Origin of the sequence: Limnohabitans sp. JirII-31 (assembly GCF_002778315.1) — a bacterium.
In the GTDB taxonomy this organism is placed as follows: domain Bacteria; phylum Pseudomonadota; class Gammaproteobacteria; order Burkholderiales; family Burkholderiaceae_C; genus Limnohabitans.
The window spans coordinates 38,019-51,725 of the sequence record NZ_NESA01000015.1; the positions used below are offsets into that span (position 1 = coordinate 38,019).

At 62.3% G+C, this 13,707-nt stretch carries 12 protein-coding genes and 2 pseudogenes; 1 reads left to right on the forward strand and 13 read right to left on the reverse strand.

Annotated elements, in window-relative coordinates; all coding sequences use genetic code 11:
- Nucleotides 1–16: 16 nt before the first annotated feature.
- The 4 genes from B9Z41_RS15335 to B9Z41_RS15350 form a co-directional block, all read right to left on the reverse strand.
- Entirely contained in the window at nucleotides 17–997 is a 981-nt protein-coding gene (locus B9Z41_RS15335; protein ID WP_100147953.1) for a dihydrodipicolinate synthase family protein, read from the reverse strand.
- Nucleotides 997–3,117 carry a xanthine dehydrogenase family protein molybdopterin-binding subunit gene (locus B9Z41_RS15340; protein ID WP_199173009.1) on the reverse strand — a complete coding sequence of 707 codons (2,121 nt, stop codon included), beginning with the start codon at nucleotides 3,115–3,117 and terminating at the stop codon, nucleotides 997–999. Before B9Z41_RS15340 ends, B9Z41_RS15335 begins: the two co-directional genes overlap by 1 nt.
- 86 nt (nucleotides 3,118–3,203) lie before the next feature.
- The gene (locus tag B9Z41_RS15345) at nucleotides 3,204–4,175 is read right to left on the reverse strand and encodes a PA2778 family cysteine peptidase (RefSeq protein WP_100147954.1); all 972 of its coding nucleotides are present in this window, start codon (nucleotides 4,173–4,175) and stop codon (nucleotides 3,204–3,206) included.
- A complete protein-coding gene (locus B9Z41_RS15350; RefSeq protein ID WP_100147955.1) occupies nucleotides 4,175–4,534 on the reverse strand; it encodes a PA2779 family protein in 360 nt (119 codons plus the stop codon). The genes B9Z41_RS15345 and B9Z41_RS15350 overlap by 1 nt, the downstream gene beginning before the upstream one ends.
- Nucleotides 4,535–4,826: 292 nt before the next feature.
- On the opposite strand from B9Z41_RS15350, the gene B9Z41_RS15355 reads away from it, so the two are divergent.
- Nucleotides 4,827–5,753, forward strand: coding sequence for a LysR family transcriptional regulator (locus B9Z41_RS15355; protein WP_100147956.1), 927 nt, complete (start codon nucleotides 4,827–4,829; stop codon nucleotides 5,751–5,753).
- A gap of 57 nt (nucleotides 5,754–5,810) precedes the next feature.
- On the opposite strand, the gene B9Z41_RS15360 is transcribed toward B9Z41_RS15355, so the two are convergent.
- From B9Z41_RS15360 to B9Z41_RS15390, 9 genes and pseudogenes are all read right to left on the reverse strand, one after another.
- Nucleotides 5,811–6,206, reverse strand: coding sequence for a RidA family protein (locus B9Z41_RS15360; RefSeq protein WP_100147957.1), 396 nt, complete (start codon nucleotides 6,204–6,206; stop codon nucleotides 5,811–5,813).
- 15 nt (nucleotides 6,207–6,221) lie between these two features.
- Nucleotides 6,222–6,491, reverse strand: a complete 270-nt coding sequence (locus B9Z41_RS17350; protein ID WP_369823352.1) for a hypothetical protein — start codon at nucleotides 6,489–6,491, stop codon at nucleotides 6,222–6,224.
- 4 nt (nucleotides 6,492–6,495) lie between these two features.
- Nucleotides 6,496–6,573: pseudogene (locus B9Z41_RS17355) on the reverse strand (hypothetical protein); the annotation flags it as partial.
- A 149-nt stretch (nucleotides 6,574–6,722) separates the two neighbouring features.
- Nucleotides 6,723–7,901, reverse strand: a pseudogene (locus tag B9Z41_RS15365) (AMP-binding protein); the annotation flags it as partial.
- 18 nt (nucleotides 7,902–7,919) lie between these two features.
- Nucleotides 7,920–9,107: an acyl-CoA dehydrogenase family protein gene (locus B9Z41_RS15370; RefSeq protein WP_233202732.1), complete on the reverse strand. Its 1,188-nt coding sequence runs from the start codon at nucleotides 9,105–9,107 to the stop codon at nucleotides 7,920–7,922.
- Between the two features lie 2 nt (nucleotides 9,108–9,109).
- A complete protein-coding gene (locus B9Z41_RS15375) occupies nucleotides 9,110–9,970 on the reverse strand; it encodes an enoyl-CoA hydratase family protein (protein ID WP_100147959.1) in 861 nt (286 codons plus the stop codon).
- Nucleotides 9,967–10,473: a MarR family winged helix-turn-helix transcriptional regulator gene (locus tag B9Z41_RS15380; protein WP_100147960.1), complete on the reverse strand. Its 507-nt coding sequence runs from the start codon at nucleotides 10,471–10,473 to the stop codon at nucleotides 9,967–9,969. Before B9Z41_RS15380 ends, B9Z41_RS15375 begins: the two co-directional genes overlap by 4 nt.
- Nucleotides 10,470–11,264 carry an SDR family NAD(P)-dependent oxidoreductase gene (locus B9Z41_RS15385; RefSeq protein WP_100147961.1) on the reverse strand — a complete coding sequence of 265 codons (795 nt, stop codon included), beginning with the start codon at nucleotides 11,262–11,264 and terminating at the stop codon, nucleotides 10,470–10,472. The genes B9Z41_RS15380 and B9Z41_RS15385 overlap by 4 nt, the downstream gene beginning before the upstream one ends.
- A gap of 4 nt (nucleotides 11,265–11,268) precedes the next feature.
- Nucleotides 11,269–13,590: a bifunctional salicylyl-CoA 5-hydroxylase/oxidoreductase gene (locus tag B9Z41_RS15390; RefSeq protein ID WP_100147962.1), complete on the reverse strand. Its 2,322-nt coding sequence runs from the start codon at nucleotides 13,588–13,590 to the stop codon at nucleotides 11,269–11,271.
- Nucleotides 13,591–13,707 lie beyond the last annotated feature (117 nt).

Consider the following 13,707-nt stretch of genomic DNA (forward strand, 5'->3'; position numbering starts at 1 on the left):
CTTGCTGGTGTGACGTTTACTTGAGGCGCAAGCCCGACGCGGCAAAGGCTTGGCGCGTGGCCTCGCGCTCGGCGTCGGTCAGTTGCAACAGCGGGCGACGCACCAAACCACCGTGTTGGCCCAGCAGCTCTTGCCAGTACTTGCTGTGGGCCTGGGGCTTGCCTTTGGGCTTGGATTTGCGCATGGCCTGACGCACGGGGTCGAGGCTTTGGCTGACTTGGCGTGCTTCGTCGAACTTGCCTGCAAACGCCAGACGGGTGTACTCGTTCATGCGTTGGTCCACCTTGGTCTGCAACAAGAACGGGGGGGTGGAGCACAGGTAGAGCTTCCAGCCCAGCTCGATGATGTTGTCCAGCCAGTCTTCTTCGTCGGGGTTGCTGACGTGAATTTTGTGGCCAGACAGTTGCGTCAGTCGGGTGTAGGCCGCCCGGTCGGTGCTGTACTTGATGGCCACCACGCTGGGCAGGTCGGCAATGCGGTCGCACAGCTCGGGGCTCATCACGTAGCCGCAGTCGGGGTGGTTCCACATGGCCAGGCCGATGTCGAGTTGCTCGGTCAGGTAGCGGTAGTACTCGTAAATGGTTTCATCCGTGTGTGCGCCAAAGTGCAGCACGGGGCTGTGCACGATCACGTAGTCGGCTCCAATCTCTTGCGAGTAACGGCCCAGCTCCAGCACCACATCGAGGTTGGTGTCTGAGCACGAGGTCACGATGCCGCAGTGGCCCATGCCGCCGCGGTCACCGGCTTTGGCCGCTTCTTCCACGGCAATACGCATCAAGGTTTTGCGCTCGTCGATGCTCATCGAGAAAAACTCGGCCTGCTTGCCGGCAATGAACAGGCCGCCGAGTTTGAGGTCGTTGATCCAGTGTTGCAGGTTCTCGCGGTAAGCCTGCTCGTCGAGCTTGCCGCTGGCGTCAAAGGGCGACAAGCTGGCCGCCCACACCCCCACCATGTGTTGGCGGGCATAGGCTTTGGCGTCAGATTTTTTGTACTTCATCACAGGTCCTCTTCAAAGTGATCTTGCATGGCACGCCAGAGTTGCTCTGACGTGAGGGGAAAGTTCAACGCGCACTCACCCAGGGGCGAGAGCGCATCGCGTGCGGCATTCATCAAAGCGGCGGGCACACCAATGCAGCCGGCCTCACCCACGCCCTTGGCACCCAGCAGGTTGTTGGGGCTGGGGGTGTGCAACGAGGTGATCTCGATGGCAGGCATGTCGTCGGCGCGGGGCACGGCGTAGTCCATCAGCGAGCCAGTGATGAGCTGGCCTTGTGCGTCGTACACCAAGCGCTCCAGCATGGCTTGGCCCAGGCCTTGTGCGGCCCCGCCCACGAGTTGCCCGTGCGCGAGTGTGGGGTTGACGATGTGGCCCGCGTCGTCGGCCCACACCAGGCGTTCCACTGTGGGGTGGCCGGTGTCGGGGTCTAGGCCCAGGCGTGCCATCACGCAGCCACAGCTCCAGGCTTCGTCGCTGGTGAAGCGCTCGTCCACCACGATGGGGTACGTCGCGCCGCCCTCGCGCAAAGCCAGCGCTCTGCGACAGGCTTGCACAATCGCGCTGCCACCAATCGCGGTGCTGCGGCTGGCCAACGCGCCCGTGCCGTCGGGGCAGTGGTCGGTGTCGCCCATGAGCACCGTCACAAGTGACGCGTCGCAGCCCAGTGCCTCGGCGGCAATCTGTGCGAAGGTGGTGGCGTGGCCTTGGCCTTGCGCAGGTGCGCCGCTGGCCACAGTGACGCGGCCATCGCCGTGCAGGGTCACGCGGGCCGACTCAAAGCCCTGACCACAGGGCTCTACATACAAGGCCAACCCAATGCCCACCCACTCACCGCGCGCGCGGCGCTCGGCTTGTTGTTGTCGTTCTGCGGTGTAGTCAAACTTCTCGCAGGCTTGGCGCAGCAAGGCCGCGTAGTCGCCCGAGTCGAGCACCTCACCGCTGGGTGTGGTGTAGGGCATGTCGGTGGCGGCAATCAAATTCTTCAGGCGCAAAGCCACCGGGTCGATGCCCGCTTGGCGCGCCGCTTGCTCGACCAAGGTTTCCATCAGCAAGGCGGCTTCGGGGCGCCCAGCGCCTCGGTAAATGTTGACCGGAGCCGCGTGCACTTGGGTGGCTTGGCCTTGCACATCCAGCGCCGCCACCCGGTAGGGGCCGGGCAAGATGCGCGCCGCATTGCGCAAGGGCACCACGGCTGAGAACGGCAACCAAGCGCCCAGCGAGAAATGCAACTGGGCCGACAAGCCGATGAACTGCCCCTGTGCATCCAACTGCAACTGGCCTTCCATCTGTGAGCCGCGTCCTTGCATGCCCGCTGCAAAGTCTTCCGAGCGGGTGGCGGTCCAGCGCACGGTGGCGCGCAGGTGTTGGGCGGTCAAGGCGACCAACAAGTCTTCGGGGCTGACCGAGGCTTTGGCACCAAAGGCACCGCCCACGTCAGGGCTGATCAAGCGCACCTGGTTGTGCGGCAGACCGAGCACACGCGCCATGTCGGCGCGCGCGCGTGAGGGGGTTTGGCTGCCCAGCCAAATGGTGACGCTGGCCGTGTCGGCGTGCCACTGTGCGCTGCACGAACGGGGCTCCATGGCCATGGCGGTGACACGGGGTGACACCAACTGCACCTGCACCTGGTGCGCGCTGTGGCTGGGCAGCTGACCGTGGCGATGCTGGGTGTGGGTGGTGGGGGCTTGCGCGTCGGACCAATCGGTGCGGGCCGGTAAAGCCTGGCAGTGCAGCACCACCTGTGCGGCGGCGGCTTGGGCCGTTTGGCGCGTGTTGGCCACCACCACTGCCACGGGTTGGCCCACGTAGTTCAGGGTGGTGCTGGCCAGCAGCGGAAAGTCTTGGGGCTGCAGCAGTGGCAGCAGTGGGTTGATCTGGGGCATGTGGTGCTCGCCCAGATCGGTGGCCGTGAGCACTGCCACCACACCGGTCATGTCTTTGGCGGCTTGTGCGTCAATGCGCAGCAAGCTGGCATGCGCATGGGGGCTGCGCACAAAGGCCATGTGCCAGGCCCCCGGCAGTGCCACGTCTTGCCCAAAACACGCTTGGCCGCGCAGCAAAGCGTTGTCTTCACGGCGTGTGGTGTGCTGGTTCGCGCTGGATGGGGTGGTCGATGTCACCCCTGTATTCAACCAAAGCCTGCTTCAGAGTCGAAGCGAAATAAATTGAACAATCATGCAGAGAAGCTGTGCAATCTTGTGGATGCTCATGGCGTTGATGGTTGGGTCTTGCGCAGGTTGGCCAAGGTGTTTTGGTAGGTCTGTGCGTGCGGACCACCCAAGGCCACGGCGCGCAGAGCGGCTTCGTTGGCGGCTGCGGTTTGTCCCATCTCGTGCAGCACCTGTGCCAAGTTGTTCCAGGCGTCCCCCGCTTGCGGGTGGTGCAGCGTGGCTTGGGTGTAGGCGGCCCTGGCATCGGCCAGCGCATGTTGGCGGTAGCTGGCATTGCCCGAGGCCATCAAGACTGGTAAGTGGGTGGGCCAGGCTTTGAGTGCTGTTTGGTAGGCCTGTTGGGCTTGCAGGGGCGCGACACGCTCCAGCGTGATGGCGGCGCTCACATAGTCTGTGGCCCTTGCTGTCGCAGGCAAGGTGTCGGTGCGTAATGCCACAAAGGCCCAGCGCTGCGCCCTGGCCCAACTGCGGTCGAAATCTTCGACCGACATCACCAGTCGTTTTTGGTCACCCGAGCGCAGCAGCATCGTGCCCGCATTCAAGTCGTAACCCACCACCACGGCGTAGTGCCACAGTGGCAAGGCATTGAACCTGAGGTTTTGCAACACCACCACCGGGTGCCCGGCCGCCAGTTCGGCCAGCAGCGCTTGCGGTTGCGCTTGCAGCACATAGGGCAGCGCACCGGCACGCCGCGTGGCACCCAGCATTTCTAGTTGAAGGCTGCCCTGGCGTTGCGGCAGGTACACCTCGTCTTCCAGCAACTGCGGCGAACGCAGGATCCCGGCGTGGCTCAAGACCATCGCCAGGGAGGAGGGGCCGCACTGGAAATCGTCTTGCGGGTAGAACGGCACGTTGACCAGTTCAACCTGTTGCGGCAGGCTGTTTTGCGCGCGGTAATCCGCCAAACGCGACACGTCCACGGACGCCGGGCTCACGCACCCCGCCAGCAGCCAAGACAGCGGCCCGGCCAGCCACCAGAGCGACCAGCCCAAGGAGCGCTGCGCCATCAGATGGCCACGGCGACCAAAATGGCGACCATCAGAATGATCACCATGTCCATCTGGCTCAGGGTGCCGCCTGCGGGCATGGCATCAATGCGTTGCGCCAAGGCGTGCACTTCTTGTTCGCTCAGCGCATCCACGCGGCCCTGGGACACCAGCCCCCCCACGCCCATGGCTTCGAGTTTTTCTTTCACGCTGGCGCGCTCGACAAAGCTTTGCACTTTGGCGCGGTCTTGCTCCAACTGGGTTTGTGCATTGAGGGCCTCGGTCTCGACGATGTCGGCTTTGGCCAGGGGCGCTTGGGCGAGCATGGCTGTGGTCAATACGGCGGTGAGCACGCGGTAAAAAGCAGTGTGGTATTTCATGATGGTTCCTTTAAAAAGTGAGAGAGAAAGGAGAGACACGCCATGGCTGACCGTGCCGGTGCCGCCACCCGACAAACCTGCTGCATCGCAGAGGTTTGATCCTTGGTCAAACCTTCCCGATGTGTGTTGTGTGTCTGGTGCGGTGTTCATATTGCGCTTATGAAGATCGTTTTTGTGAGTTTATATCAAAAATGTGCGAAAAGCACATTTATTAATAAATTCATCAAAAAGTGCTCATACACGCCCGCTAGCCTGAGCCGACCCGTTCAAACGCGCGACATAAACTTGGACGATGTCTTCCCAACTCGCCACCTCCAATCTGAGCTTGCGCCAACTGCGTGCTTTCTTGGCCGTGGCCCAAGAGTCCAGCATGACGCGTGCGGCGGCCAAGCTGCACCTCACGCCTTCGGCTTTGTCGATGCTGGTGCGTGCCATGGAAGACGACTTGGGCGCACGCTTGTTCGAGCGCACCACGCGTCGCTTGGTGTTGACGGAGGCCGGTCAACAGTTTTTACCCACGGTCGAGCGGGTGTTTGAAGAGCTGGAGCAAGGCTTGAGCCGTTTGCACGCAGCACAACACATGAAAGATAGCCTGCTGCGTCTGGTGGCCACGCCTTTGTTGGCCAGCGCCTTGTTTCCTCAGTTGATTGCGAGTTTTCGCTTGCAGCACCCGCAGGTGCGGGTGGAGTTGCTAGACGGCCCTGTGGATTCGTTGCCCGCGCTGGTACGCCAGGGCCACGTGGACATGGCGGTGTGCACCGCCAACGATGACAGCGTGGATTTGCTGGCTACACCGCTGTATGCCGACACCTTGATGCTGGCATGCCACACCTCGCACCCTTTGGCCGAGCAGCGCGAGGTGGCGTGGCAAGACCTCTTGAGTGAGCCCTTGATTTTGTTGCGTCATGGCAGCGGTTTGCGCACGCTGGTAGACCAAGCGTTTGCGCGTTGGAGTCGGCGCATACAACCCGCGTATGAGGTGTCCCAAGTGGCCACAGCTTTGGGGCTGGTGGCCGCGGGCGAGGGCGTGTCGGTGTTGCCGTCTTACGCCATCTCCAGAGCGCAAGCTTTGTCGCCCGTATCGGCCATTGCCACGCTGGCCTTGGTCACGCCCACGGTGTCTAGGCAAATCGTTGCGCTGACCAAATCAGGGGCTGAGATTTCGCCTGCTGCGCAGGCGTTCATGGAGCATTTCAAAAAGCACGCAGGCAAGGCCTGAGACAGGGCCTCAGTCAGAGCACGAGAGAGAGCGTCTGTTTGTGCTGTGGCCCAGGTGTCAGTCAGGCACCACGGCGGTGACTTCGATTTCCACCTGCGCGCGGTCTTCCACCAAGTCGGCCACTTGCACCAAGGTCATCACCGGATAGTGGCGGCCGATCACTTGCTGGTAGACCTGGCCGAGTTCGCGGCCTCGGGCCAGGTATTCTTTTTTGTCTTTCACATACCAGGTCATGCGCACCATGTGCTGCGGCCCCGCCTTGGCGCAGGCCAAGGTGTCCACAATGTTTTGCAGCGCCTGCGCGCATTGCGCCACAAAGTCGTCGCTCTCAAACTGGGCTTGGCCGTTCCAGCCAATCATGCCCGCCACATAAATTTGCCGACCCCGCGCCTCAATGCCATTGGCATAGCCTTTGGGGGCGATCCATCCTTCGGGTTGTAAAACGTGCCACATGGTGAGTGACCTTTCTCAGTGAGGACTCTGCGCCATTTGGCGCAGACGAAAACGTTGCAATTTGCCGGTCTCAGTGCGCGGCAGTTGGGCCACGAAGTCGATGCGACGTGGGTATTTGTAGGGCGCAATCTGGGCTTTGACAAAGTCTTGTAACTCGCTGGCCAACGCGTCGCTGGCCACCACGCCAGCTTTGAGCACCACATAGGCGCTCACCACATGGCCGCGTGCTTCGTCGGGGGCGCCCACCACGCCGCATTCGGCCACAGCCGGGTGTTGCAACAACACGCTCTCAACCTCGGGGCCTGCGATGTTGTAGCCCGCCGACACAATCATGTCGTCGTTGCGCGCGAGGTAGCTGAAGTAGCCGTCGGCATCCATCACAAAGGTGTCACCGGGCAGGTTCCAGCCGTCTTTCACGTAGTCGGTTTGGCGTGGGTCGTCCAGGTAGCGGCAGCCGGTGGGCCCACGCACGGCCAGGCGTCCGGGGGTGCCGGGTGGCACGGGGTGCATGTCGTCATCGACGATTTGCGCTTGGTAGCCCGGCACCACTTGGCCCAAGGTGCCGGGGCGCCAGTCTTTGCCCGCGCTGGCGATGTAGATGTGAATCACCTCGGTGCCGCCAATGCCATCGGTGATGGGAATGCCCGTGTGGTCAAGCCACAGTTGCCGTGTGGCCTCGGGCAAGGCCTCACCGGCCGACACCGGATGGCGCAAGCTGCTCAGGTCCACGCCAGCGGCCAGCACCGCCATTTGTCGGTAGAAGGTGGGTGCGGTGTAGCACTGGGTAGCGCGGTATTTTTCGATGGTGTGCAGCAGCAAGTCAGGGGTGAGCTTTTCCAACAGCACGGTGCTCGCGCCATGGCGCAGTGGAAACGCCAGCAAGCCACCCAGTCCAAAGGTGAAGGCGATGGGCGGTGTGCCGCACACCACATCGTCAGGCCCCATGTGCAGGACATGGCGTGGGAACAGGTCGCACATGGCCAGCACGTCGCGGTGAAAGTGCATGGTGCCTTTGGGCTTGCCGGTGGTGCCGCTGGTGAAGGCAATCAGGCACACGTCGTCGCGGGTGGTGGGGTGGCCCACATACGGTTTGTCAAAGCGCTGCATGCGTGCTTCCAGCCCATTGGGCGCATCGCTGCCAAACACCACCATCTGCTGCAAGCTGGGTGCGTGTTGCGCGTGTGCCGGGTCCAGGCAGTGTGCCAACTCGTCGGCCAAGCTGCTGGCGCACAGGGCGGCGCTGACCTGGGCTTTGTCGAGGATTTGTTTCAGCTCGGTGGCGCGCAACAAAGGCATGGTGGGCACTGCCACCATGCCGGCTTTGAAGGCGGCCAAGCAGCACGCTGCCATCATGGGGCTGTTGGCACCGCGCAGCAGCACGCGGTTGCCCGAGACCAGCCCCATGTCGTGGATCAACACCTGGGCAATGCGGTCGATCTGTTGTTGCAGTGCTCGGTAGCTCCAGCAGGCGTCGGCGCCGTGAATGGCCGGGCGCTCGCCTCGGCCCTCTTGCACATGCCGATCTACCAGTTCGAGGGTGACGTTCAAAAAGTCGGGGTAGTGCAGCTCGGGCTGGTCAAACACAAACAGCGGCCACAGCTCAGGCGGGGGCAGTCGGTCACGGGCAAAGGTGTCCAAGTGCGAGGACGCGGTGAGCGGCGGGTTGTCAAGTTGCGTGGGGTCAAGGTGTGTCATGCCGTGCCTTTCGTCCTGTCAGGGCTTGAGCAGGTCACGCCCGATGATGAGCTGCTGCACTTCGGTGGCACCTTCGTAGATGCGCAAGGCGCGAATCTCTCGGTAGAGCGACTCGACGATGCTGCCTTTTTTCACCCCCATGCCACCGTGCAGCTGCACTGCCATGTCAATGATTTGCTGGGCGCTCTCGGTGGCGGTCATCTTGGCCATGGCCGCTTCGCGGGTGATGCGCTGCCCCTGGTCACGCAGCCAGGCTGCACGGTAGGTGAGCAAGGTGGCGGCATCCAGCAAGGTGGCCATTTGGGCAATTTTGGTTTGGGTGATTTGAAAGTCGCCCAAGGTGTGGCCAAACATTTGCCGTGTACGCACCCAACTGATGGAGGCGTCCAGGGCCCGCCGTCCAAAGCCCAGAGCAGCGGCTGCCACCGAGGTGCGAAACACATCGAGGGTGGCCATGGCCACTTTGAAGCCTTGGCCGCCTTCGCCCATGCGTTGTGATACGGGCACGCGTGCGTTGACAAAACGCAGCGTGGCCAAGGGGTGAGGCGCAATGACGTCAATGCGTTCTGAAATTTCCAGCCCCGGTGTGTCGGCGTCGACAATGAAGGCGCTGATGCCGCGTGACCCCGGGGCCTCTTGCGTGCGCGCAAACACCACGTAGAAATTGGCAATGCCGCCGTTGGAGATCCAGGTTTTTTCGCCGTTGAGCACGTAGTGGTCGCCATCCAAGGTGGCGCTGCAAGCCATGGCGGCCACGTCCGAGCCTGCGTGGGGTTCGCTCAAGGCAAAGGCGGCGATGGCGCTGCCTTCGACCACACGGGGCAGGTAGTTTTGTTTTTGCGCTTCGGTGCCAAACAGGCTGATGGCGCCTGAACCCAAGCCCTGCATGGCAAAGGCAAAGTCAGCCAAGCCGTGGTGCCAAGCCAGTTCTTCGCGCAGCAAGCAGATGGAGCGGGTGTCGATCACATCTTGGTCGCCCCCGTAGGCCAAGCCCGCCACGGCATAGCGCAACCAGTCGCCACGGCCCAAGGCTTGTACCCAATGGCGGCACTGGGCATCGACATCGTGGTCGTGTTCGGCTTCACCGCCAATGTGTGCGATACACCAAGCATGCAGGTCGCTTTTGAGTTGACGGTGTGCGTCGTCAAAGAAGGGCCAATCCAGTTCGGGTGGCCACTCACCGGGCATGGGTCTGAGGCGGGTCATCGTCAGTCTCCTTGGAAAACCGGAGTTTGCTTGGCCACGAAGGCGTGATAAGCCCGGTGGAAGTCGTTGGTCATCATGCAAATGGCCTGGGCCTGGGCTTCGGCCTCGATGGCTTCGTCCACGCCCATGTTCCATTCTTGTTGCAGCATCTTTTTGGTCATGGCGTTGGCAAAGGTCGGGCCATGAGCGAGTTGGTGGGCCATGGCCTGGGCTTGGGCCAACACCTCGTCAGGAGCGCACACGCGGTTGTAAAAGCCCCAGCGTTCGGCCTCGGCACCGGGCAGACCTCGGCCGCTGTAGAGCAACTCAGACGCACGGCCTTGCCCAATGACACGCGGCAGCAGCGCACAGGCCCCCATGTCGCAGCCGGCCAGCCCCACCTTGTTGAACAAGAAATAGGTTTTGCTGCGCTCGGTGCCGTAGCGCAAGTCGGAGGCCAGCGCCAACAGCGCACCGGCACCGGCACAAATGCCGTCAATGGCCGCCACGATGGGTTGCGGGCAAGCCCGCATGGCTTTGACCAGGTCGCCCGTCATGCGCGTGAAGGCCAACAAGCCCGGCATGTCGAGTTGGGTGAGGGGGCCAATGATTTCGTGCACATCGCCGCCTGAGCAGAAGTTGCCGCCCGAGCCGGTGATGACCACGGCGTGCACGTCATCGGCGTAGCTCATGGCGCGAAACAGGTCGCGCAGCTCGGCATACGAGCCAAACGACAGCGGGTTTTTGCGCTCGGGTCGGTTCAAGGTGACGGTGGCCACGCCGTCGTTCACTTCGAATAAAAAGTGTTCGGCTGGGTAACCCGCCAGGGTTTGGCGGTGACGTGGCAGTTGGTGCGGTTGGCCATTGAGGTAGGTGGTGCTCATGCGTGCTCCGAGGGAGGGGTGGACTGGCTGTGGTGGATGCTGGTTTTGAGGTGGCCCAGCAAGTTGCTGAGTTGCTGCTGTTGGCGCTCTGACAAGCCGCTGAACAAGGCCACCACCCAGCCTTCGTGGGCCGAGGCCATGCTGGCGAAGGCTTTGTGGCCCGAGGGCGTGAGCAGCACACGAAATGAGCGGCGGTCTTTGGCGGCGACTTGGCGCTGCACCAGCTGTTCTTTTTCCAGTTGGTCCACGATGACGGTGGTGTTGCCGCCGCTGACCATCATGCGGCGTGACAGCTCGCCCATGGTCAGCCCTTCGGGGTGGCGTTCGAGTTGCGCCATCAAGTCAAAGCGCGAGAGCGAAATGTCGAACTGCTCGCGCAGTTGCTGCCGGATGGCGTCTTCCACCAGGGTGGTGCACGACAGCAGGCGCAGCCACAGGCGCAGTGAGGCGTGGTGGTCGTCGCGCGCGCGCAACTCCAGGTCTTCGGTTTCTAGGTGGTTCATCCTGCCAACTCCCCGCCATCGACGGCGATGGCTTGTCCGTTGATGGCATTGCTGCCGGGCAGGCACACGCTGAGCACGGCGTGCGCCACTTCCATGGGTTGCACCAGGCGTTGCTGTGGGTTGCGTTCGGCCAGTGCAGCACGCGCCTCGTCGGGCGTCTTGCCGGTTTTCTGCACGATGTTGGCAATGGCCTCGGTCACGATGTCGGTCTCGGTATAGCCGGGGCAGATGGCGTTGACGGTGATGCCTTTGCGCGCCAATTCCAAGGCCAGTGACCGGGTCAGGCCAATCACGCCGTGCTTGGCGGCGCTGTAGGCGCTGACGTAGGCGTAGCCTTGCAGGCCTGCCGTGCTGGCCACGTTGACGATGCGCCCAGGCGTGCCTTGGGCGGCGGCTTGCAGCATGCTGGGCAGTGCGGCATGGGTGCACAGGTAGGTGCCGGTGAGGTTGACGTTGAGCATCTGTTGCCACAGCGCCAAATCGGTTTTGCCAAAGGGCAGGCTGGCTGCTTGGCCTGCGTTGTTGATCAGAATGTTCACCGGGCCCAGGGCCTGCACGCTGGCCGCCATGGCGTGCTCGATGGCGGCAGCATCGCTGACATCGGCTGCCTCAATGTGCACGCGCACCTCGGGGCCAAAGGTGCGAGCCAGTGCTTGCAGGCTGTCGGCGTTGCGCCCCATCAAGGTCAGGCTGGCACCGGCATCGGCCAGTTGCTTGGCGATGGCAGCACCAATGCCACGGGCGGCGCCGGTGATCACGGCATGACGTGCGTGGAGGGGAAGGGTTGTCATAGGTTTATTTGAGTGCTTGTGTGGCCGCGCGTTCGAAGTTGGCTTCGATTTGGCGCTTGGCCGATAGGTATTGCTTGGGCCATGACACGGCTTGGTAGCCGATCCGGGCCGCTTCGGTCAAGGTCCAGGCGGGGTTGGCCAGATGCGGGCGGGCCACGGCGCACAAGTCGGCACGGCCTGCGGCAATGATGCTGTTGACGTGGTCGGCTTCGCTGATAGCACCCACGGCGATGGTGGCAATGCCCGCTTCTTGTCGAATCTGGTCGGCAAACGGGGTTTGGAACATGCGGCCAAACACGGGCTTTTCTTGTTTGCTCACCTGGCCCGACGAGCAGTCGATCAGGTCAGCGCCTGCGGCTTTGAAGGCTTTGGCCATCAGCACCGCATCGTCTGGCGTGATGCCGCCTTGTACCCAGTCGTGGGCGGAGATACGCACCGACATGGGCAGGTGCTCGGGCCACGCCGCACGCACCGCCTGGAACACTTCCAGCGGGTAGCGCAGCCGGTTGTCGAGCGAGCCACCGTACGCGTCGCTGCGGTGGTTGGTGAGCGGTGAGATGAAGCTTGAGAGCAAATAGCCGTGCGCGCAGTGCAGCTCCAACCAATCAAAGCCGGCCCGTGCGGCCCGCTGCGTGGCCGCCACAAAGTCGGCTTTGACGCGGTCCATGTCGGCGCGGGTCATGGCGTGCGAGGTTTGGCTCACGCCTTCGATGTATTGCTGGGGCGACGCGCTCAAGAGCGGCCAGTTAGCTTCGGTGTCGTCGTCGCTCAGGGGTTGGTCAATGCCGTCCCAGGCGCGACGGGTGGAGCCCTTGGCTCCGGCGTGGCCGATTTGTGCGGCCATTTTGGCGTCGCTGTTGGCGTGTACCCAGGTCACGATGCGTTGCCACGCGTCGGCTTGGGCGTCGTTCCACAGGCCCGGGCAACCGGGGGTGATACGCGCGTCGGGGCTGGTGCAAATCATTTCGGCAAACACCAGGGCTGCGCCGCCCATGGCGCGCGCGCCTAGGTGCACCAAGTGGTAATCGCCCGCGATGCCGTTGACGGCCGAGTACTGCGCCATGGGCGAGACCACCACCCGGTTTTTCAGCGTGACCGAACGCACGCTGTACGGCGTGAACATAGGCGGTGTGGCGGGCAAGGCCGGGTTGTCTTGGGCGAACCAGTGCTCATAGCCGTCCAGCCAGGCCTTGTCGCGCAAGCGCAGGTTCTCGTGGCTGATGCGCTGGCTGCGTGTGAGCATGGAGTACATGAATTGCTCAGGTTCCAACTGGTCGCAGTAGCGTTCGCCACACACCTCGAACCAGGCCATGGCGTTCCAGGCGGCGTTTTGAATTTTCAGCGTTTCAATGCGGCGCGCTTCTTGGTAGGCCTTCAACACATCGGTGATGTGGCTGGGGTCATCGCCGAGCAGCTCGAACTGGCGGGTGAGTTCAATCGCATCTTCAATCGCCAGCTTGGTGCCCGAGCCAATGGCAAAGTGGGCTGTGTGCACCGCATCGCCCATCAGCACCACGTGGCTGTTGTGTTGGTTTTTGAGCCACCACTGCTCGCAGACCACGCGCTGAAAATTGAGCCAGGCCGAGCCGCGCAGATGGCGCGCATTGGTCATCAACTTGGCACCTTGCAGGTTGTCGGCAAATAGTTTTTCGCAAAACGCAATCGAGGCTTCTTGGTCGGCTTTGTCTAGGCCGTGGGCCAGAAACACATGCTCTGGGCACTCGACGATGAAGGTGGTGGTGGTGTCATCAAACTTGTAGATGTGGGCTTGGAACCAGCCGTGCTCGGTCTTTTGAAAATCAAAGGTGAAGGCGTCGTACAGGCGGTGCGTGCCCAACCAGATGTAGCGGTTGGGGCGCGTCACGATGTCGGGCTTGAAGGTGTCTGCGTAGCGGGTGCGGACGGTGGAGTTGATGCCGTCACTGGCGATGATCAGGTCGGCATCGGGGAAGTCGAGGTCGGACTGCACATCGCAGTCAAACACCAACTTCACACCCAGTTGTTCGCAACGTGCCTGCAAGATGTTGAGCAGTTTTTTGCGGCCAATGCCCACAAAGCCGTGGCCACCTGAGCGAATGCGACGGCCTTTGAAGAGCAGCTCAATGTCGTCCCAATGGTTGAAGGCTTCTTGAATCTGATCGGCTGTCTCGCGGTCCCAGGCGCGCATGTTGTCCATGGTGGCGTCTGAGAACACCACGCCCCAACCAAAGGTGTCGTAAGGGCGGTTGCGTTCGACCACCGTGATGTCGTGGGCCGGGTTGCGTTGCTTCATGAGCAAACCAAAGTACAGCCCCGCTGGACCCCCTCCGATACAGACGATTTTCATGACGCACTCCTGATTTGTTTCGGACTTGTATATTTCAATATTGAAATAACTTTCCTTCAAATTCAAAAATCTGTCAAGTGCTTTTCTTGTGCAAGGCGTTGACCGGCTTCATGACAC

What these genes read in the sequence shown, in the direction of transcription:
- B9Z41_RS15335 (WP_100147953.1), bottom strand. Translation starts at nt 997, where the DNA reads ATGAAGTACAAAAAATCTGACGCCAAAGCCTATGCCCGCCAACACATG.
- B9Z41_RS15345 (WP_100147954.1), bottom strand. Translation starts at nt 4,175, where the DNA reads ATGGCGCAGCGCTCCTTGGGCTGGTCGCTCTGGTGGCTGGCCGGGCCG.
- B9Z41_RS15350 (WP_100147955.1), bottom strand. Translation starts at nt 4,534, where the DNA reads ATGAAATACCACACTGCTTTTTACCGCGTGCTCACCGCCGTATTGACC.
- B9Z41_RS15355 (WP_100147956.1), top strand. Translation starts at nt 4,827, where the DNA reads ATGTCTTCCCAACTCGCCACCTCCAATCTGAGCTTGCGCCAACTGCGT.
- B9Z41_RS15360 (WP_100147957.1), bottom strand. Translation starts at nt 6,206, where the DNA reads ATGTGGCACGTTTTACAACCCGAAGGATGGATCGCCCCCAAAGGCTAT.
- B9Z41_RS15370 (WP_233202732.1), bottom strand. Translation starts at nt 9,107, where the DNA reads ATGACCCGCCTCAGACCCATGCCCGGTGAGTGGCCACCCGAACTGGAT.
- B9Z41_RS15375 (WP_100147959.1), bottom strand. Translation starts at nt 9,970, where the DNA reads ATGAGCACCACCTACCTCAATGGCCAACCGCACCAACTGCCACGTCAC.
- B9Z41_RS15380 (WP_100147960.1), bottom strand. Translation starts at nt 10,473, where the DNA reads ATGAACCACCTAGAAACCGAAGACCTGGAGTTGCGCGCGCGCGACGAC.
- B9Z41_RS15385 (WP_100147961.1), bottom strand. Translation starts at nt 11,264, where the DNA reads ATGACAACCCTTCCCCTCCACGCACGTCATGCCGTGATCACCGGCGCC.
- B9Z41_RS15390 (WP_100147962.1), bottom strand. Translation starts at nt 13,590, where the DNA reads ATGAAAATCGTCTGTATCGGAGGGGGTCCAGCGGGGCTGTACTTTGGT.